The 20,324-nt window shown below is 64.1% G+C and carries 18 protein-coding genes; 14 read left to right on the top strand and 4 right to left on the bottom strand.

Annotated elements, in window-relative coordinates:
• Positions 1 to 15: 15 nt before the first annotated feature.
• Positions 16 to 543: an SOS response-associated peptidase family protein gene (locus FHW97_RS03470; protein WP_253941533.1), complete on the bottom strand. Its 528-nt coding sequence runs from the start codon at positions 541 to 543 to the stop codon at positions 16 to 18.
• Between the two features lie 52 nt (positions 544 to 595).
• On the opposite strand from FHW97_RS03470, the gene FHW97_RS03465 reads away from it, so the two are divergent.
• The 9 genes from FHW97_RS03465 (at position 596) to FHW97_RS21935 (ending at position 11,932) form a co-directional block, all read left to right on the top strand.
• A complete protein-coding gene (locus FHW97_RS03465; protein ID WP_171797979.1) occupies positions 596 to 1,183 on the top strand; it encodes an SOS response-associated peptidase in 588 nt (195 codons plus the stop codon).
• Positions 1,184 to 1,264: 81 nt separating this feature from the next.
• A complete protein-coding gene (locus FHW97_RS03460) occupies positions 1,265 to 1,507 on the top strand; it encodes a DUF6582 domain-containing protein (RefSeq protein WP_171797977.1) in 243 nt (80 codons plus the stop codon).
• Between the two features lie 88 nt (positions 1,508 to 1,595).
• Positions 1,596 to 2,372: an ImuA family protein gene (locus FHW97_RS03455; RefSeq protein WP_171797976.1), complete on the top strand. Its 777-nt coding sequence runs from the start codon at positions 1,596 to 1,598 to the stop codon at positions 2,370 to 2,372.
• A gap of 142 nt (positions 2,373 to 2,514) precedes the next feature.
• Positions 2,515 to 4,095, top strand: coding sequence for a DNA polymerase Y family protein (locus FHW97_RS03450; protein ID WP_253941532.1), 1,581 nt, complete (start codon positions 2,515 to 2,517; stop codon positions 4,093 to 4,095).
• Positions 4,095 to 7,355, top strand: coding sequence for an error-prone DNA polymerase (locus FHW97_RS03445; protein WP_171797973.1), 3,261 nt, complete (start codon positions 4,095 to 4,097; stop codon positions 7,353 to 7,355). The genes FHW97_RS03450 and FHW97_RS03445 overlap by 1 nt, the downstream gene beginning before the upstream one ends.
• On the top strand, positions 7,342 to 7,629 hold the full coding sequence (locus FHW97_RS03440) for a hypothetical protein (protein ID WP_171797972.1): 288 nt from the start codon (positions 7,342 to 7,344) through the stop codon (positions 7,627 to 7,629). The genes FHW97_RS03445 and FHW97_RS03440 overlap by 14 nt, the downstream gene beginning before the upstream one ends.
• A gap of 189 nt (positions 7,630 to 7,818) precedes the next feature.
• The gene (locus FHW97_RS03435) at positions 7,819 to 9,975 is read left to right on the top strand and encodes a CHAT domain-containing protein (RefSeq protein WP_171797971.1); all 2,157 of its coding nucleotides are present in this window, start codon (positions 7,819 to 7,821) and stop codon (positions 9,973 to 9,975) included.
• 230 nt (positions 9,976 to 10,205) lie between these two features.
• Positions 10,206 to 10,901, top strand: a complete 696-nt coding sequence (locus FHW97_RS03430; protein WP_171797970.1) for a hypothetical protein — start codon at positions 10,206 to 10,208, stop codon at positions 10,899 to 10,901.
• Positions 10,901 to 11,932, top strand: a complete 1,032-nt coding sequence (locus FHW97_RS21935; protein ID WP_216647608.1) for an OmpA family protein — start codon at positions 10,901 to 10,903, stop codon at positions 11,930 to 11,932. Before FHW97_RS03430 ends, FHW97_RS21935 begins: the two co-directional genes overlap by 1 nt.
• A 10-nt stretch (positions 11,933 to 11,942) precedes the next feature.
• On the opposite strand, the gene FHW97_RS03420 is transcribed toward FHW97_RS21935, so the two are convergent.
• Together FHW97_RS03420 and FHW97_RS03415 are read right to left on the bottom strand one after the other, a co-directional pair.
• Entirely contained in the window at positions 11,943 to 12,233 is a 291-nt protein-coding gene (locus FHW97_RS03420) for a hypothetical protein (RefSeq protein WP_171797969.1), read from the bottom strand.
• Positions 12,233 to 13,045 (bottom strand): hypothetical protein, encoded by an 813-nt coding sequence (locus FHW97_RS03415; RefSeq protein ID WP_171797968.1) that lies wholly within the window; start codon positions 13,043 to 13,045, stop codon positions 12,233 to 12,235. The genes FHW97_RS03420 and FHW97_RS03415 overlap by 1 nt, the downstream gene beginning before the upstream one ends.
• Positions 13,046 to 13,691: 646 nt before the next feature.
• Between FHW97_RS03415 and FHW97_RS03410 the strand changes: the two genes are divergently transcribed.
• A complete protein-coding gene (locus FHW97_RS03410; RefSeq protein ID WP_171797967.1) occupies positions 13,692 to 14,156 on the top strand; it encodes an SRPBCC family protein in 465 nt (154 codons plus the stop codon).
• 785 nt (positions 14,157 to 14,941) lie between these two features.
• Positions 14,942 to 15,343, top strand: a complete 402-nt coding sequence (locus FHW97_RS03405; RefSeq protein ID WP_133726756.1) for a hypothetical protein — start codon at positions 14,942 to 14,944, stop codon at positions 15,341 to 15,343.
• 7 nt (positions 15,344 to 15,350) lie between these two features.
• Here the strand turns inward: FHW97_RS03405 and FHW97_RS03400 are convergent, their stop codons facing one another.
• Positions 15,351 to 16,724, bottom strand: a complete 1,374-nt coding sequence (locus tag FHW97_RS03400) for a formimidoylglutamate deiminase (protein ID WP_171797966.1) — start codon at positions 16,722 to 16,724, stop codon at positions 15,351 to 15,353.
• A gap of 63 nt (positions 16,725 to 16,787) precedes the next feature.
• Here FHW97_RS03400 and hutI point away from each other — a divergent pair, with 63 nt between their 5' ends.
• From hutI to hutG, 3 genes are read left to right on the top strand one after another with little or no spacing between them, the layout of a single operon-like run.
• Positions 16,788 to 18,002 carry an imidazolonepropionase gene (hutI, locus tag FHW97_RS03395; RefSeq protein ID WP_171794680.1) on the top strand — a complete coding sequence of 405 codons (1,215 nt, stop codon included), beginning with the start codon at positions 16,788 to 16,790 and terminating at the stop codon, positions 18,000 to 18,002.
• The gene (gene hutH, locus FHW97_RS03390; protein ID WP_107715812.1) at positions 17,999 to 19,528 is read left to right on the top strand and encodes a histidine ammonia-lyase; all 1,530 of its coding nucleotides are present in this window, start codon (positions 17,999 to 18,001) and stop codon (positions 19,526 to 19,528) included. Before hutI ends, hutH begins: the two co-directional genes overlap by 4 nt.
• Positions 19,528 to 20,322, top strand: coding sequence for an N-formylglutamate deformylase (hutG, locus tag FHW97_RS03385; protein ID WP_171797965.1), 795 nt, complete (start codon positions 19,528 to 19,530; stop codon positions 20,320 to 20,322). Before hutH ends, hutG begins: the two co-directional genes overlap by 1 nt.
• The last annotated feature ends 2 nt before the right edge of the window (positions 20,323 to 20,324 follow it).

Genomic DNA, 20,324 nt, shown 5'->3' with positions numbered 1-20,324 from the left:
TTGCAGTCGAACTCCTCAGAGCGTGAGCGCCTGCTGGACTGGTCGCCGCGCATCCGAACCGATTTCCTCGACGATAAAGGTCCGCGCAGGTGGCGTCTCGAGCAGTTCGCTCACGGACACCTGGGCGTCCAGCCACTGCATCACCTGGCGCCGCTGAATGATCGCACCGTGGCGCTCCTGATAGCGCGCGACCTCGGGATTGGCCGCAACTGTGATGACGCGATAGCTGAGCGGCCAGTTGGCCATCGCCGGTTCCCAGATGCCGGCGAGATAGAAGTGGTTGCTCCCGTCGAGCGTCACCCGATAGCGCTTATCGCCGACTGTAATGTGGAATTCGCTCGCCGGGATCAGGCAGCGATGGCTTGGAAAGCTCTGCCCCTCCGAGCGCGCAAAGCGATAGGTGACCCCGGCGCTGAACCGGGGATCGGAACCCCACGTCGCCTCCACCATTTCGATTTCGCTGGCATCGTCCGGGTTTCGCCGGATGATGGCACGACGGCTCCCAAGCGGAGCTTCCGAATCAAAGGGTGTTGGCGACTCCATAATGCAAGGAACATAATGGGAACGACGACGGATCGCAAGAAAGGCTGACCGCGTGTGCAATGATTACCGGCTGGAGGTGGATGTCGCCTCGATCATCGAGGACTTCGACGACCTCAAGATTAAGATCAAGACGCCTGAGGGTGTTCCCAACCTCGCGCCGCGAGCGGACATCAAGATTACCGATACAGCTCCGATCGTGCGCACAGGTGCCATCCGCCTGGAGGGCGAACTCGTGCAGCGTCGATGGAGCTGGCCCGCGCCAAACAAAAAGCCGGTCTACAATTTACGGTCCGAGGGCCGCGAGTTCACGACCGGCCGATGCCTGATCATTGCCGATGGCTTCTACGAATTCACGACCCCTGAGGATCCGAAAAAGAAGCGCAAGGACAAGTGGCTGTTCACGAAGAAGGGCGAGCCCTGGTTCTGCATTGCCGGCATTTGGCGCAGCAACCCCGATGTCGGTGAGGCTTTCACGATGCTGACGATGGACCCTGGCCCGGACATCGCGCCCTATCACGACCGCCAGATCGCGATCCTCGAACGTGCGGATTGGGCCGATTGGCTGGACCCATCGGTGTCGGCAAAGGACCTCCTTAAGACGCTTCCGGCGGGCAGCCTTGCCGTCGAGCAGGTCGGATAAGCGCAGGGGCAGACCCGGCCGCCGCCTGAGCAGAACCCTCAGCCTCCCTCATCCGTTTAGTGCGGAGATCAGGAGGTCATGATGGCAAAGCTCAGCACCGAAGACCGCGACGACCTGTCCAAGGGGTCGTTCGCATTTCCGAAACAGCGAAAGGAACCGCTCGAAAACGCGAGTCACGTTCGCAACGCGGTCGCCCGCTTCAACCAGGTGAAGGACGTGAGCGACGATGAGCGTGACGAAGCCTGGAAGCGGATCAAGGCAGCGGCAAAAAAACACGGCGTGGAAATCAGCGAGAAATCCTGGCGCGAGATCGGCAAACGCTAGGTCAGAAGCGTGCCTAAGGATTCATTCGCCTTGACGAATCCTCCGACTCACCGGAACATATAGCGAACAAGTGAGTCGATGTTGCCCGATGTCCGCCCAACCGTTGTCCTCCGATCGGCCCTGCGCCGATCAGCTAGCTGCGCTCCGTGCGCAGCTCGCGCAGGCCCAAAGCCAGCGCGGGCCGGTGCTGGCGTTCGGGATCGACGCGCTCGATAGTCGGCTCGGGTCTGGCGGCATAGCTGGCGCCGGACTCCATGAAATCACTGCCGCTTCTCCGACGCTCGGTGACGATGCCGCCGCGACGTTGTTCGTCGCGGGTCTGGCGGCCCGGTTTGCCGTTGCGCCCGGCGCCAATGTCGCTTGGGCGCTCACCCGCTTCGATCTCTACGCGCCCGGTCTCGAACAGGCCGGGCTGCCGGCTGCCAAGCTGCTCTACCTCCAAGGCAAGAACGAGACGATGGCACTCGCTCTCGCCGAGGATTCGCTTCGTGACGGTAGCTTCGCCGCCGTGGTCGCCGAGGTTAAGGTCGCGGACCAGACCGCTACCCGACGCCTGCAATTGGCAGCGGCAGATGGAGCCACGCCGATGTTGCTGCTCCGGCGTTGGGCCAGGAGCAGCCGCGACCCGCTCGAACGTCCGTCCGCGGCGATGACCCGCTGGCGCATTGGCTGCGCACCCTCCGTGCCTTTGCCTGCGCCGGGCGTTGGCCGCGCGTGCTGGTCAGTCGAGCTGGTGAGACAGCGCAACGGCAATCCATTTTCTATTGTGGTCGAGGCTTGCGATGACACGGGTCGCCTCGCTCTACCTGCCCCAGCTCGCCATCGAGCGGCTGCGGCGGTCGGAGCGGCCAATCAGGCCGCTTGAACCCAGCGCTCCTGCAGCGCCGCTCCCATCGCCTGTCGACGATGACCCCGGTGCCTGCTCGGTTCCGCGTAGCGGCGGCTGGCGACCCGGCGCGCGGTGGGCAAGCGACGGCGGACTGACCAAGGCGCAGGTCATTGGCCAAATGGCGCAACTGCCGACCCATCAGCGTCCGCCGATGCGCATGCTCGGGCGCCGTTCGGAACCCGTCGAGCATCCGTTCAAGGCTATGCCGCCAGACGAGGGCGGGCGCGGCGCCGCCCCGATGCCCATCATGGCTTTCCGGCATGACCGCCCGACCGTTTTGATCGAACGCATCGGGCAGCGAGACCTGATCCGCTCAGCCTGTCCGGTCGCGCTATCGCTGGGCCTGAGACCGGGGATGGTAGCGGCCCATGCGCGGGCGCTGGTTTCCGATCTCGACGTGCGGGACGCCGATCCCGCTGGGGATCAGGCTTGGCTCGAGCGGCTGGCGCTGCATGGCGTGACACATTGGACGCCGACCGCGAGCGTGTCGGGCGGTGATGGCCTGTGGCTCGATCTTTCGGGAACGACCCATCTTTTCGGCGGCGAAGAGCGCTTTTGCCGCCGACTGCTCCGCTTTCTTCAGCGGCTGGGTTTCACGGCACGCATCGCGATCGCCGGCACGCCCGGCGCGGCGCATGCGCTGGCCCGCTACGGCGGCCGGGACCTCCTCGTGCTCGATTCTGGAACCGAGGCGACGGCGCTCGCCGCGCTGCCGGTTGCCGCGCTCCGGCTCGAGGCAGCGGCGCTGACAGCGGCGGCACGCTTTGGCTTGGAACGGGTGGCGGATCTCATCCGGCTTCCGCGCGGCCCTATGGCGAAGCGGCTAGGCCTCGCGGCGGTCACCCGCCTCGATCAGGCGCTCGGCCAGATCGCCGAGCCGATCACGCCGGTCGTGCCGTTCGAGGCACCGGAGGTGTCGCTTCGCCTATTGGAGCCGATCGGAACGCCCGAAAGCATCACCCAGGTGATCGGCGATCTCGTCGACGATCTGATCGTGGTATTGCGGGAGCGCGGCCTCGGTGTGCGCACGGCCCTGCTCGTGGCCGACCGGGTCGATGGCGAGGCGCAGCGGATCGGGATCGGCGCATCGCGGGCAACGCGCGATGCCAAGCACCTCAAGCGCATGTTCGCGCTGAAGCTCGATCGGATCGAGCCCGGCCTTGGGATCGAAGCGATGCACCTGCTTGTGCCCCATAGCGAGCCGCTTGGCGCAAGCGTGGAGGGGTCGCTCATCACGTCCGATACGGCCGTGACGGACCTCGCGCCGGCGATCGACCAGCTTGTCGGTCGCGCCGGCGAAGCTGCCGTGTTCCGGGTAGCCCCGAACGAAAGCGACGTTCCCGAGCGCGCGACGCGGCGGGTCAGCCCGCTGGACGAGCCGGCCTGCTGGCCGCAGTGGAAGCGCCCGGTCCGCGTGCTGCGCCGACCGGAGCATCTGACCCATGTCGTGGCGCTGCTCCCCGACCATCCACCCCGACGCTTCACTTGGCGCGGCCAAGCCTATCGCGTGACGGCCGGCGATGGCCCCGAGCGAATCCATGGCGAATGGTGGCGGAACGATACCGAGCTCTGGGCGGTGCGGGACTATTTCCGCGTCGAAGTTGAAAGCGGCGAGCGGTTCTGGCTATTCCGGCGCGGCGATGGCGTCGAGCCCGAGACCGGTGATCTCAGCTGGTACATCCATGGGATGTTCGGCTGATGACGGCCTATGTCGAACTTCAGGTAATGAGCCACTTCTCGTTCCTGCGCGGAGCGAGTTCACCGGAAGAGCTGTTCGCGGCGGCCGCGCTCCAGCGCCATGATGCGCTCGGGCTCGCCGACTGGGGCAGCGTTGCCGGCGTCGTGCGTGGTTGGGACGGACAGAAGACCACCGGCGTGCGCATGATCCCCGGCGCCCGCGTGCATGCGACCGAGGGCCACGAGCTTCTCATCTATCCGAAGGATCGTGCTGCCTGGAGCCGGCTGACCCGGCTGCTGTCGATCGGCAAAGCCCGCGGCGGCAAGGGCTTTTGCATCCTCGATTGGGCCGACATCATCCATCATGCCGAAGGGTTGGTCGGCATCCTGCTGCCCGGCCTTCCGAACGAAACGGCCGGGCGCCAGCTCGTCGACGTGGCAGCGGCATTTGGCTCCCACGGATATTGCGCGCTGTCGTTCCGACGCCGGCCCGACGATGCGATCCGGCTCCATGAACTCGCCGCCTTGGCCGGCCAGCACGGGGTGCGGGCCGTCGCGACGGGCGACGTGCTCTATCACAGCCCTGAGGTGCGGCCGCTGCAGGACGTGGTGACGGCGATCCGCGAGAAGACGACGGTGGATGCGCTCGGCTACCGGCGCGAGCGCTTCATGGACCGTCATTTGAAGGCGCCCGTCGAAATGGAGCGGCGGTTCCGGGCGTTTCCCGACGCGATCCAGGCCAGCGCCGACATCGCTCGTGCCTGCACCTTCGACCTTGGCGAGATCCAGTACCAATATCCTTATGAGCAGGTGATGATCGGCCGCACGGCGCAGGAAGCGCTGGCGGAGATGACCGAGGCGGCGGCGGTGGCCAAGTTCCCGGATGGGGTACCGCAGCGTTACCGCGACCAGATTGCCCATGAGCTGCAGCTGATCGAGCGGCTCGGTTACGCGCCCTATTTTTTGACGGTCAATTCGATCGTCGCGGAGAGCCGTCGGCGCGGCATTCTCTGCCAGGGGCGGGGCTCGGCCGCCAATAGCTGCGTCTGCTATTTGCTGGGCATCACGTCGATCGATCCGATCAAGCATGAGCTGCTGTTCGAGCGCTTCGTCTCGGGCGAGCGCAAGGAGCCGCCCGATATCGACGTCGATTTCGAGCATGAGCGGCGCGAGGAGATCATCCAGTGGATCTACGAGACTTATGGTCGTGACCGATCGGCGCTGACCGCCGTCGTCACGCGCTACCGCACGCGTGGCGCCGTGGCGGAAGTCGGCAAGGCGCTGGGGCTGCCGCGTGATCTGACCAAAATGCTGACCGGCCTAGTCTGGGGCTGGTCGATGGACGGGATCAGCGATGAGCAGATCGAGAGCCTCAACCTCAACGCCCAGGATCATCGGCTCAAGCTGACTTTGCGCCTCGCGCGCCAACTGATCGGCACGCCGAGGCATCTGTCGCAGCACCCCGGCGGGTTTGTGCTGACCCAGGACCGACTCGACGATCTGGTGCCGATCGAGCCGGCGCGCATGGAGGATCGGCAGATCATTGAATGGGACAAGGACGATATCGACGCGCTGAAATTCATGAAGGTCGACGTTCTCGGCCTTGGCATGCTCGGCTGCATGAACCGCGCCTTCAACCTGCTGGAGCAGGAGAAGGGCTTGCACGTCAGCATGGCGGATCTGCAGGACGACGATCCTGAGGTCTACAAGATGATTCAGCGCGCCGACACGCTCGGCGTCTTTCAGATCGAGAGCCGGGCGCAAATGTCGATGCTTCCGCGCATGAAGCCCAAGGAATTCTACGATCTGGTGATCGAGGTGGCGATCGTCCGTCCCGGCCCGATCCAGGGCGACATGGTCCACCCTTACCTCCGGCGGCGGGAGGGCAAGGAAAAGCCCGAATACCCCAAGCCTGAACTGCGCGCCGTGCTGGAGAAGACGCTGGGCGTCCCGCTCTTCCAGGAGCAGGCGATGAAGGTCGCGATCGTCGGCGCCGGCTTCACGGCCGTCGAGGCGGATCAGCTGCGCCGGGCCATGGCGACGTTCAAGCTCACCGGCGGTGTCAGCCATTTCTACGACAAGTTGGTGGGCGGCATGATTGACCGCGGCTACCCGAAGGATTTCGCCGAGCGGACCTTCAAGCAGATCGAGGGCTTTGGGAGCTACGGCTTCCCGGAGAGCCACGCCGCGAGCTTCGCCAAGATCGCTTATGCGAGCTGCTGGGTGAAGCATCACCACCCGGACGTGTTCTGCGCGGCGCTCCTCAACGCCCAGCCGATGGGCTTCTACGCTCCCGCGCAGATCGTGCAGGACGCCCGCAAGCACGGCGTCGAGGTGCGGCCGGTCTCGATCAACCACAGCCATTGGGATTGCACGCTCGAACGGACCAAGGACCGGTTGATGGCCGTCCGTCTCGGATTCCGGCAGGTGCGCGGCCTCGCCAACATCCATGGCGCCCAGATCGCGGTGGCGCGGGGTGACACCCCATATGCCAGTGTCGAGGAAGTGTGGCGGCGCGCGGACGTGCCCCGCGCCGCGATCGAACGCCTCGCCGAAGCTGACGCGTTTCACTCAATCGCGGAAGACCGGCGGCAGGGCCTGTGGAAGGTGAAGGGTTTGGGCGAAGTGCCGCTGCCGCTGTTCGCGGCTGCCGACGCGCGTGAGGCGAGCTTCTCACCGGAGGGGCTGGAACCTGAGGTGACGCTGGCGCCGCTGACCGCCGGACGTGAGGTCGTCGAGGACTATCGCTCGCTGCAGCTGTCGCTGCGCGGCCATCCGATGAGCTTCCTGCGTGGCGAGCTCGACACGATGCGTATTGTCAGGTGCGCCGATCTCGCCACCATCCGCGACGGGCGCAACGTTGAGGTCGCCGGCGTCATCCTTGTTCGCCAGCGCCCCGGCTCGGCGAAAGGCGTGCTGTTCATCACGATCGAGGATGAGACCGGCATCGCCAACGGCATCCTGTGGCCAGACAGGTTCGAGATCTACCGTCGCCAGGTGATGTCCGCCTCGATGATCGCCATGCGCGGGCGACTGCAAAAGGAGGGCGAGGTCATCCATATCATCTGCGATCGCATCACAGATCATGATGACATGCTGCGCTCGATCGGCCGCACGAACTTCGCGGTCGCTCCGGGTCGCGGCGATGGTGCCCACAATGGCGGCGGACCCGATCCCCGCGATCCGACCTTCCCGCGCGGGCGCACACTGGCCTCGCCTCCGTTCGGCACGGTTCAGGAGCAAGAGGAAATCCTCCGCATCCACAGCCATGACTTCCATTGAGGCGCGCGACCGAGCCACCGGGACAATCGAGCGGGCCGTCAACGTCCTGCGCGAGGCCACGGCGATCAAGGGCAAGGTGCAGACGCGCGGCGTCGCTCTGGCGCTCTGGGTCTTGCGTGGCCGCTGCCCCGACGAATGGCTGGTCGCCTTTTGGGAGGCAGCCGGCTCGGATCACGAGATCGGCCGAAGCCAGGGCTTGCACGCCGCCTATAACGGCATCGTGCGCCAGCTCCGTACCAATGGCGCACTCGCAGCAGAGACCCCGCAGATGTGATCCTCTGCTTGAACCCACCGATGTCTCGAACAGCAGGCAGCAGTCAGATGATTGGCTCTGACAAGATGAACTGGCGCGCGTAAATCTTATTTTTTCGCGCGGGTTGGGCCGCGTGAGTCGAACCCAGAGGTTGCCTTGGCACAGACGTTTCAGGACGCTTTTCCGCGGACCCACGCCGTGACGCCATTCATGACGCTGGCCCCAAACCTCGCCTGGGCATCTCGCTTCGATTGGTCTGATGAGAAAGCCGTTGTAATCTTCTGGCACATTCTGTCCGAACGGCAGCAATTTGCTGGCGATCGCGACTATGATTGGCTCGAGGAGATAAGCGACGCGTTCATCGATGACATCAATGCACTGCTGCGCGACGCCGAAGCTCGGGACGAGGTACCTGACGGCACGTTCGTCCGGTCATTGCTGTTTCTACGGTTCTTGGCGTCCATCTCACCCATGGAGCGCGCTTTAGGGCTCGGTCGTCGGGGTCCCGCGCACGATTGGGCTTTCCGCGGCATATCCACGGACCATGACCGGAGCCGCCGCCTTAATCGCGGTTTCAGCTATCTGCCACTCCGTCAGCAAGGCGATCCGTTGATCGGGGCTGCCGCCATGCGCAGCCTGCCACGTTGGTGCATCACCTTTTTCCTGCTCGCGAGGGACGCAAATATCCGCAAGGAGATCGTTGAGACATTCGCGGTATGCTGGGACATCCTCTGGGAAATGCTCGCGCTCGACGGCCCCGGAAAACCCGACGTACAGTTTGAGATTTTTTCTGCGCTATCCTCCATCGCCAGTTGGGCGATCATCGAGGATTATTCAAAGAGGGATGAGTGGGTCGCAGCGCTCGTGCGGGCGTGGCATGCGGGGAAAATCCCGCGCCGCGCTACGTCGATCGTCGCCGTCAACTTCATCACCCGCGCGAACTCAACAACCGGACGCAGCATCCGCGACTGGGCTCTCGAAATCCTGCATTCGTTTGGCGATACGCTGCGCGAGCATGAGCGGCTGCAGTTCCTCGTGGCGACCATCGACACGCACGAGCGCTGGCGCGCTGCACGCCAAACCGTATTCGATGAGATAGAAGCCCTGAACGACCGGGCTTCTGCAGCCGAAGAAGTCGGGTCGAGCGCGTTATTCGCGCGCGATGCCCGCATCGATATTCTCAAGCCCCTGATACGGCTGCTCGTTCTCGAGCAGGATCTGGCAGGTGCGATGGACCTGCTGCGGGCATGGTACGGCAAGCCGGGGGCGCTCCCCTGCGATGACAACGTGCTGTTCGTGCATCCTGCACTCGGAGACGGTGTCGCGATGCTCTGGCCGGGCCGCGCTCTGATTAGCTTCGACACCACAGAGGATGGCCATGAGATTGTCGTCGACGCGATTGACCGTGCGCTTCGCATTGCTCGTGACCCGGATGCAGAGACGATTGAAGAGCATCGCGAAGGGATGCCCGACTATCGGCAAGGGCCAGGTGTTGAAGCGGCGATGCTTCGCTACTATCGACCAACCGAACTCGCCGCGGCATTTAAGCGGCTCTCCGATCCGCGTTCGATGGTTGTCTTCCCGTCAGTGGCTGACCCGCTGCAGGCGCTGCTGGCGCGGCACCTTTCACTGATGCTTCCCCTTGAAGTGAGCCTCGCCGAAGCGCTTCCGATGCGATCGATTCGTGAGATTTCGATTTGGGCGGGCTATACGCAATTCACTCACTTCGAGCTGCAGCTCATCCAGGAATTCGCGGCGCAAAACGGATGGCTCGCGACGGTCTTCAGCGGCAGCGAGGACGGTGACGCCGAGGATTTCCGCCGCTTCTATGAGCAGCCAGACCCCGATATTTTATGGGTGTGCGGGCACGGCGAATATGTCGCCCATCGCCTGAACGAGACGGGCATCGTCGTAGCCCCACCGAGGACGGACGGGGATGAGGATAGCTTTGCTCATGTCATCCTTCCCATGGAGACGATTGCACGGTTTCAAACACCGAACGATGGCCGACGCCTGCTCGTGCTCAACACCTGCAGTGGCGCAACAACCCAAGGTATGGCTGGTATGGCTCGGATCGGGCTTGCGCAAAGTCTGGTGCAGCCCAATCAGATGGTCATCGGCCATCTTTGGCCCGCCAGCGCCGCGGTGGCCCTGGCGTTCGGTGGCCTGTTCGCATCCAATTTGGGGCGGCACGACGTGATCGCAGCCTTTGGCACTACCTTGGCGGAGCTGCGCGACCCCTCAGCGATAGTTCCGCTGATCGAGGACCGTCTGGGTGCGACGTTTTCTGGTGGGTTCCGAGTAACGAGCGCTGTCGACGAACTCTCAAACATCCTGGCGTGGGGATGTCCCGTGCTTCTGACTTGAGCATAGCGTCGCGCACTGTCGATATGCTGTCAATTTTTGCATACGCGGGTCACGAAGTCCGAGGCGGATGTGAGTCCAGGAGTGCTGGTCATCGGGCGCTTCCACCGCACGCCATTGCGCTCGTCTTCAAAGCTCAAATCGGACATGATTTCCGCAGCCGATCTATGCTACCTTTGTGACGCAGCCAAGGACAGGCTACCCAAGGTGTGTCTACCGCTCCGGGGGGACAGATGGCAGGCGATCAAACTACCAATCCGAAAGACCGCGAGTTCGCGGAGATGGTGGGCTTCGCCCTATTTGATACGCATCCGACAGCGTCGTCGTTTGCGCCCAATCGTTCTCGGGCACAGGATCTGCTCGGGTCGATCGAAGAACGGGTCAAAGACTATTTGGGTGACGGATTTCGCCCCTTCTCCGTGCTTCAGCGGCGCGATCTCGGGGCGGAGCTGAGTGAAATTCTGAAGGTTATTCAGCAGAGCCATGACGGTGTCCTCGCCCTTGCCGGCATGGAGAACGGATTTGGTCTGAAGCTCGTGATCAACACGCTGGACAACTACACGATGGAAGCGTTCCGTGGTGGAAAAGGCGACCGCCGGATTGAGCGCCTCAGTAAAGCTGATGCCCAACGCAGCGTCGCAACTCTTTTGGCGGACTCGATGCGCTTCGCGGCGAGCACCGGCGGATCGGCATCCAGTGGCCAAGTTAACTTCACGGTCAACACGACAAAGACCGGCTATGTCCTCGATAGCTGGGCGCAATGGGCGATTACACGCATCCGCTTCGGGAGCAAGACGACGACACCCGTCTCGGGATTTCTGAAAACGGGACGCTATTATTTTGAAGGTAAGAAGGGAACCGACATCCAGAATGATGGGAGTCTGAGCTATGCTGGGGGCGCTAATACTTCGACCGTGCTGGGTTGGTAATGGCAGCCGACCCCGTCCTTGATCCGCTCGTTGCCGGCATCGGTGCTCTCATGGTCGCCGGCGGCAACATCGTCACTGCGATCGTCGGCAAGGATGGAGGGTTCTCGCCGCCATTGGATGACGATCTTGTCAAGATTTATAACCGGCTGGCGCATTTGGTTGCCGTGATCGCGGCTATCGGCACCTGGTATATCATCACCAACGATCATATTGATATCGTTCGCACGACAATGCTGCTGCTGATCGCCACGATCGTTGCAATTGTGGTCTACGTGTTCTCGCTCGCGACTTGGACGATCCGTTGTCCCGACGACCCGAGGGTCTACATTGGCGGGCTGTGGTTGCAGCCGCGGGCAAAGGCTCTACTCTCCCGTCATCGTGACGGTGAGCCGGACACACCAGCCAGCGTGCGGGATCTCTTCTGCAACAATGGCCACGAGGCGGACTTAGTATGGCCTCTTACGGCCCAGAACAGCGCGAAAGCGGTGCTCGTGCTGTTCTACGCAGTCGCAATTTTTCTTGCCTCGGCTACCTTGGCGTCGGGCTGGATGCTGATTTCACAGAGAGCGAAAAAGGACGCGCCGCCATCCACGCCGGAAAAAACGACGTTGCCGACCGTAAAATCTATCGAAGTGCCCGGCGCATTGCTCTTCGACTATAAAGACTCGGCGCTACGGCCATCCGCCGACCAAGAACTCAAGGAGGTCGTCACCCAGCAGAGGATGATCGAGGCGAACGAGATCGACGTCATTGGCCACACCGACTCGCATGGCAGCCCTGCCTATAACGCGCGCCTCTCAGAACGACGCGCGTCCGCGGTGTACATGTGGCTCCTCGGGCAGAAATGCCTCGCAGGAGTAAAACTGACCGCTCACGGGGTCGGAGCGACCCAGCCGGTTGCGCCCAATGTTCGTTTCGACGGAACCGATTACCCGGAAGGCCGCGCCCGCAATCGCCGCGTCGAGATAACGATCACTTATGGAGCAGATCCTGCAGTCGTCAAACGACGTACGGCCTGTCCGCGCCCCTGAACTGTGGGTTCTAGCAGGGCCCCTGATAAAGATCGCAAGTGCCGTTCGGGCCACAGGCGCCGAAGATTCCAATATGCTGCTCTTCATGGCACTCGCTGTAGCATGGTGTGCCCTCGGGATCGTGGGCGCAGTCCGCACCATCGCTCGCGGCAAAATTGTGGTGGCGCGCCTTGAACTCCTCAAGCGAGAGGCCAAGCCTTTCTTCCAGGAACGCCTTCAGATCGGTGATGCGCTCGTACCCGCGCGCTTTTGCTTCCGACAGCGTTCGAGGCAACTCATGATCTGACATCGACATCTCCATCACCGAACGGATTGGCCAAAGAGAGCCGCGAAATGCGCTTGTGTGGCGCGGTCGGTGGGCTGGCCCTTCTTCGAGTGATCAGTCGGGCCAACGGTGATCAGCAGGTCGTCCGTTCGCTTTCGCGATGCGCCCAACAGATTACCCGAGCCCGGATCAATCACGACACGCGACAAACTCCAGGTTGGATTGATGCCTCCGCTGGTGGAGACCACGAATGTTACATCGTAGGTGAAGGCGTCGAGCGGCGAATTATCTTGCGGCATGTCTGGCCGCGGCAGCAAAAGATGCGGCACCTGGGCGATGCGGATCTTGTTTACGAGGAACTCATCGATCTTGAGGTCGCCGTTTATAAAGTAATCTCCGTGCGGCTGACAGCGTCTCGTCCTTTCGCCATAGTCCGCCGCGAGATCGGGAAAATAGAAATAGAACTGGATCGTTTCCGTCCTCGTTGCCTCGGATGTCGCGCTCGCGGAAATTGGAAGCCCGAATGAGCGAGCGGTCGTAACGTCTCCGTTCGAGAAATGCTTTACGGCATTCTTCATGGGCGTCTTGAGCGTGACGCCTGGGGAGAGATTCGAATTTTCATCCACGGTCACCTTGAGGGAGACCTGGGCACCCCAATCGCTCAACCAAGGTGCAGGGCTGAGGGGAGCGAGCTTCCCATATTTGCTTCTGTCCCCCGCGTTCTGCGACATCACGTCATGTATGGCTTGGCCGAGCGAACACTTGATATAACCGATCAAACGCTCCTGGCTCAGCCCCTCTTCCGCATCGCCTCCATTGATCGGCAAGCGTAGGCTGGGCGTCGTCATCGCGCAGCCAGAGGTGGCAAGAATTGCTAGCGCCGCTACAACCGCCCGCCAATCACACTCCCATATGCCTCTCGCAGACGCCATCGCGCTACCCCCCGTGCCGACTGAAATGATCTGCCCATGACCCAGAAATGGCAAGAGTAATGAAGCGATCGGTTTCGGCCGCGGTGTCGATGCCCATATTCGCAGGAATAAAAAGTCCTCCGTATCCGCAGCTATGACTACCATTTGAGCGAGCGCCCGTATGGCCGGAACTGATCCGCTACGATCCCGGCGCGGGCATCGGCTGGCACAACGACCGGCCGGTGTTGAACATGTCGTCGGCATCTCACTCGGTAACGCCACGACGCTGCGCTTGCGCGAGCGGACTGTCGGCGGGTTCGCGCGCGCGAAAGCCCAGCTCGCGCCGCGGTCAATCTATTGTCCGGCGAGGTTCGTCACCAATGGGAGCACAGCACCGCCCCGATGGAAATGCCGCGCTGGTCGATCACGTTCCGCAGCCTCAACGATCGCGGCGCGTCGAAATCAATGCATCACAGCGACTGAGCTGACCGCGAAGGCAACACAATGGAAGGGCCATCCCGCGAGGGGCGGCCCTTCGCTTTTGGGTTGGTCACCAGGCGAGGCACCTCTTATCCAGATCGGGATGACCGACTCCGCCACCCACTCAGCAGCCCGCACCATCCTGGCGCCCCCCAAGGCTATCTATCGCGCCTTCCTCGATCCCGAGACCGTTATGTCCTGGCGGCCGCCGAAGGGCATGACCGCCAAGATCTTCCACTTTGATCCGCGACCGGGCGGCGGATATCGGATGGCATTCATCTACGATGATGCTGAGGCTGGCCAAGGAAAGTCGAGCGCTGGCTCTGACATCTTCGAAGGGCGGTTTGTCGAGCTGGTTCCGGAAGAGAAGATTATCGAAGCGGTCACCTTCGAGAGCGAGGACCCCTCGTTCGGCGGCACGATGACGATCACGACCCGGCTCACGCCGGTGCGAGACGGAACGAAAGTAACCTTTGTCGCCGAGAATGTGCCTGCAGGGATCAGCCCGGCCGATCACAAGACTGGCATGGAGTCGACGCTGAAGAACCTCGCCAATCTCCTTGAATGAAGCCAATGCTATTAAGGCCCTTCGTGCGAACCACACCTTGTCGCTGCGCAAGTGCGACGTCGCGTTCGCAGGTCGGACAGGAGCGAATGGGCAAGAATTGGTCCATTTGTGCTCATTTGCGCCGAACCGGCACTTCAGTGCCCTACCTCTTGCGCAACGAATCGCGTCGCTGCATGAAGATATCGGATCAGATGTAGAGACCGGATCGTGCTACAGAGCCCTCGTGGTTTTGAACTGCCGGTTTAGCCAGATGGTTCAGATCTTGAGCGCGTCCGGCTTAGGGTCTGCTCTTTGAACGAGTGAGGAGGGTGAACGACCAAGGCATGCGCCTGCGGATCGTGAACGGATGCGCCACAGGCTCTCTCGGGTGTCCTGAACTGCCGTTCTCGCTCTCAGGCAGCTGCTCAACCCGGATCGTGCTACAGGGCCTTCGCGGACCCCGAACTGCCGGAATTGTGCGGATAAATGTTGCGTGTTTAATGTGGCTGCGCCGGACGGGCCAAGGCTGCAGATGTCATTTCACCCGCGATTTCAGCCGAAGTGGCGCATCGCAAAGGATGCGACGCGCCGATTCGATGCCCCGGTTTTATGCTGTCAGGACGCTACATCCAAAAATGCGGCGCGATATCGCGCGACCAACTGCCTTGACTCGACCGTTGGAAGCCGGAAGAAGTTCGAAATGTCTCCCACTAGGGGAGCCACCCTTCCAGCACTGGTTATTGCGGCCGGCCCAGGATCGCATCATGCTGCGGCGGTCATTTCCATTGCCGGACACTATCGCCGCCATGTTCCTTCGCCCCGCCGCCATCGCGTTTGCCGTGCTCGTCGCAACGCCCCTCGCCGCGCACGCCGCGCCGGCCCATCCAAGCAGCCCTGCGCATCCGGCCTATGCGGTGTTCGCCGGCCTCGGCCCCGATGGCCGTCCGATCCGCTTTGAAGATCATGGCACGCGCTATCGGCTGCGCCTGCACGGCCATGTGCGCGAAGGCGATCTCAACACCGAACGCGGCTGGAAAAGCGATCCTGACGCCACGCTCTACGTGCTCGATTGGCAGGGCCCGGCTGCGCAGCAAACACGGCTGGTGCGCCGCACCGGCAAGCGCGACGTGCTGTTCCTGGATAGCCACGACAACATCGCGCGCCCGGTCACCCGTCTGGCGCGCGTCACCCCGCGCGCAGGCCGCTGACCGGGCTTTACCCGCGCAGCAGCGCGGTCATCGTGGCGCAATAGCGCGCTGCAATCGCGGCCCGGGCAATGTGGCGTCCGCCCTGCACCACCTGCCGACCCCTGCGCCACACGCCATCGACCAGGCTGCTGCCGCCGGCAAAGATCCAGGCGTCAATTGCACTTTCCGGCCTGTGGCCCGCCAGAGCGGGATGGGCGGAATCAAGCGTAACGAAATCGGCAGGCGAGCCCACCGCCAGGCCCGCATGTGTCTGTCCCAGCGCTTGCGCCCCGCCGGCAAGGCAGGCGCGCAGCAGCGTTTCCCCGGTCGAGGCGCCCGGCCCTTGCACCAGCACGGCCCGGCCGCGCTGGTCCAGGCGCTGGCCATATTCCAGCAGGCGCAATTCCTCGGCCGCATCGATCCGCACGTTGGAATCGCTGCCCACGCCGATCCCGCCACCGGCCGCCAGAAACGCGCCAGCGGGAAACAGCCCATCGCCCAGGTTCGCCTCGGTAATCGGGCATAGCCCCGCCACCGCGCCGCTGCGCGCCAGGGCCAGCGTTTCGGCTGGCGTCATGTGCGTGGCATGGACCAGGCACCATTGCGCATCCACACGCGTACGGTCGAGCAGCAGTTCCACCGGGCGCTGCCCGCTCCAGGCCAGGCAATCGTCCACTTCCTTTACTTGCTCGGCAATGTGGATGTGGATCGGCCCACCCTCGGCCAGCGCAGTCACCTGCGCCAACTGGTCGAGCGTGACCGCGCGCAGGCTGTGCGGCGCCACGCCCACCACCGCATCGGGCAAGGCCGCAGCATGGCCGCGCGCCGCCTCCACCAGGCGGGCAAAGCCATCAAGGTCGGTGATGAACCGCGCCTGCCCGGCGCTGGGCGGCTGCCCGCCGAACCCGGAATGGCTGTAGAGCACGGGCAGCAGCGTCAGGCCGATGCCGGTTTCCTGCGCGGCAGCAACCACAGCGGCGCTCATCTGCGCCGGATCGGCAAAAGGCCGGCCGCCCGCATCGTGGTGTAGGTAATGAAATTCGCCCACGCGGGTAAAGCCGGTTTCCAGCATTTCCACCTGCGCCTGCGCGGCAATGGCCAGCAGGTCTTCGGGCGTGACCTGCCCGACAAAGCGATACATCGCCTCGCGCCAGGTCCAGAAACTGTCTGCGCCCGGCCCGGCGCGTTCAGCCAGGCCAGCCATGGCGCGCTGAAAGGCGTGGCTGTGCAGATTGGGCAGGCCCGGCATGGCCCAGCCGTGCCGCGTCTCTCCGGCGCGCGGGGCCTGATCGGCCGCGATTGCTGCGATCTGCCCGTCAGCCAAGGTCACCCGCACATCGCGCGCCCACCCTGTGCCCAGCCAGGCCGCATCGAAGAACAGGGTTTGAGAATCCGCTTGCATCGTCACGCTCCTTGCGTGATTATGTATATACATTATCGCACCCCCGGCAAGGACCAACCCAGCATGCGCTGCGACACGATCTGGACCAATGCGCACCTTGTCACGATGGCGGGGAAAGGCCCCGACGCAGACGCGCTGGGCCGCATCGAAAACGGCATGATCGCCGCGCGCGACGGGGTTATCGTCTATGCCGGGCCGGCCGCTGCGGCGCCGGCGCTAGAGGCAGACGCAACGGTCGATTGCCAGGGCCGCTGGATCACCCCAGGCCTGATCGATGCGCACACTCACCTGGTCTTTGCCGGCAACCGTTCCGATGAGTGGGAGGCGCGCCTGGCTGGCGCCACCTATCAGGATATCGCCCGCGCCGGCGGCGGGATCATGGCCACTGTGCGTGCCACGCGCGGCGCCAGTGTCGATGATCTGGTTCGGGCCGCGCTGCCGCGCCTAGATGCGCTGCTGGCGCAAGGCGTCACCTGCGTCGAAATCAAATCGGGCTATGGCCTGACGCTCGAGGCCGAACGCGCGATGCTACTGGCTGCGCGGCAACTGGGCCAGGTGCGGCCGGTGCGCATCGTCACCACGTTCCTGGGTGCCCACGCGCTGCCGCCCGAATGGGCCGGCAATGCCGATGGCTATATCGCGCAACTGGCCGACGATTGGCTGCCCACGCTGGCGGCAGAGGGGCTGGTCGATGCGGTCGATGCCTTTTGCGAAGGCATTGCCTTTTCGCCGGCACAGGTCGATCGCCTGTTCCGCGCGGCCCGCGCGCTGGGCCTACCAGTGCGGCTGCACGCCGAACAGCTTTCCAACCTGGGCGGCGGGGCGCTGGCCGCCAGCCACGGCGCGCTCTGCGCCGATCATCTCGAACATCTCGACCAGGCGGGCATTGCCGCGATGGCGCAAGCAGGCACCGTGGCGGTGCTGCTGCCCGGCGCGTTCTATTTCATGCGCGAAACCATCAAGCCGCCGATCGCCGCGCTGCGCGCCGCCCGCGTGCCCATGGCCATCGCCACGGATTGCAACCCCGGCACGTCGCCGCTCACCGCGCTGCTGCTGGCGATGAACATGGGCGCCACGCTGTTCGGCCTGACGGTGGACGAATGCCTGGCCGGTGCCACGGTCCATGCCGCCCGCGCGCTGGGCCTGGCCGGCACGCTGGGCCAGCTTGTGCCTGGCCAGCGTGCCGACCTGGCGATCTGGAATATCGCGCGCCCGGCCGATCTTGTTCACGGGATGGGCGCAGCGCCGCTCCATACCCGCATCTGGAGTGGAAAATGACCCAAATCGTCCTCACCCCTGGCGCCGCCACACTGGCCGATTGGCGCGCGATCCACGGTGGCGCCGATGTCGTGCTGCATGATGATGCCTGGGGCGCAATCGCGGCCAGCGCGGCTGCCGTTGCGCGCATCCTGGCCAAGGGCGATGCCGTCTATGGCATCAACACCGGCTTCGGCAAACTTGCCAGCGTGCGCATCGCCGATGAAGACTTGGCCGCCCTGCAACGCAATATCGTGCTCAGCCATGCCGCCGGGACCGGCGCCCCCTCCCCCGTGCCTGTGGTGCGGCTGATGATGGCGCTCAAGCTCGCCAGCCTGGCGCAGGGCGCCTCGGGCGTGCAGGTGGCCACCGTGCGCTTGCTGGCAGACATGCTGGCGCGCGGCCTGGTACCGGTGGTGCCGTGCCAGGGTTCGGTGGGTGCCAGCGGCGATCTTGCCCCGCTTTCGCACATGACCGCCACGATGCTGGGCGTTGGCGAGATTTTCGTGAACGGCGTGGCTCTGCCCGCCGCGCAGGCCCTGGCCGATCATGGCCTCGCCCCCATCGCGCTGGGGCCCAAGGAAGGCCTGGCGCTGCTCAACGGCACGCAGTTTTCCACGGCCAATGCGCTGGCCGGGCTGTTTGCGGCCGAACGCCTGCTCGCCACCGGCCTTGTTACCGGCGCCCTGTCGACCGAGGCGGCGCGCGGAACGGATACCCCGTTCGATCATCGCATCCATGCCCTGCGCGGCCATGGCGGGCAGATCGAAACTGCCGCCACCTTGCGCGCGCTGATGGCCGGCAGCGCCATCCGCGCCAGCCACGCAGTGGATGATCCGCGCGTGCAGGACCCCTATTGCCTGCGCTGCCAGCCCCAAGTGATGGGCGCCGCGCTCGACGTGCTGCGCCAGGCCGCGCGCACGCTGGAAATCGAGGCCAACGGCGTCACCGACAATCCGTTGATTTTCCCCGATGCCGATGAAGCGCTGTCGGGCGGTAACTTCCATGCCGAGCCAGTGGCCTTTGCCGCCGACATGATCGCCCTGGCGCTGGCCGAAATCGGCTCGCTGTCGGAGCGGCGCCTGGCCATGCTGGTCGATCCCGCGCTGTCGGGCCTGCCTGCCTTCCTCACCCCGCTGCCGGGGCTGCATTCCGGCTTCATGATCCCGCAAGTAACGGCCGCAGCCCTGGTTTCGGAAAACAAACAGCGCGCCGCGCCGTGCAGCGTCGATTCCATTCCCACGTCGGCCAACCAGGAAGACCACGTGTCGATGGCCGCCCACGGCGCGCGGCGCCTGCTCGACATGGCGGGCAACCTCGATGCGATCCTCGGCCTCGAACTGCTCGCCGCCGTGCAGGGCATCGAATTTCACGCGCCGTTGCGGTCAAGCGACGAGCTGGAGGCGGTGCGCGCCATGTTGCGCGGCGTGGTGCCTGCTCTGGTCGAAGACCGCCATTTTGCACCCGACATTGCCGTCGCGCGTGGCATGGTCGAGCGCGGTGCCGTGCTGGCGGCGTGCCCGCTGCAACTGCCGGTGCTGGGCTGATGGACTGGCTCACCATCCAGCGCGGCGCCGCACCGCTGATCGTGGCCTTTCCCCACGGCGGCACCGATCTGGCCGGGTGCGACTTCGGCTCGGAATGGCTGGCCCGGCGTGATACCGATTGGTGGATCGACGAAGTCTATGACGTTGCCCGCGATCTCGGCGCCACGCTGGTGGCGACGGACATTTCGCGCAGCGTGATCGATGCCAACCGTGATCCTTCGGGTGCCTCGCTCTATCCCGGCATGGCCACCACCGGCCTGTGCCCGGAAACGACGTTCGATGGCGAGACGCTGATCCCCGCGCCGCTCGACGACGCCGAAATCGCGCGGCGCCGCGAAACCTGGCACGCACCCTATCACGCAGCGTTGGCGGCGGAAATGGAACGGCTTCGTTCGATTTACCCGCGCGTGGTGCTCTATGATGCACATTCGATCCGCAGCCGCGTGCCTCGCCTGTTCCCCGGCGAACTGCCGCTGTTCAATATCGGCACCAACGATGGCCGCTCTTGCGCGCCAGAGCTGGAAACCGCGATCGCCACCGTCTGCGCCGCCAGCGGCGAAAGCCATGTCGTCAACGGCCGCTTCAAAGGCGGCTGGACCACGCGCCACCATGGCGATCCCGCGCGCGGCATCCATGCCGTGCAAATGGAACTGGCGATGCGGGGCTATCTGGCGGAACCGGCGGAGCCCACGGCGGAAAACTGGCCGCCCCGCCCCGATCCACGGCGCCTTGCCCACCTGCAACCGATCCTGAAGTGCGTGCTCAGCGCCTGCCTTGCCTTTGCTGGAGAATGACG

Source organism: Novosphingobium sp. SG754 (assembly GCF_013149315.1).
Classification (GTDB): Bacteria; Pseudomonadota; Alphaproteobacteria; order Sphingomonadales; family Sphingomonadaceae; genus Novosphingobium; species Novosphingobium capsulatum.
The sequence above is the reverse complement of the archived record's forward strand: the minus strand, read 5'-3'. Positions and strand labels throughout refer to the sequence as shown.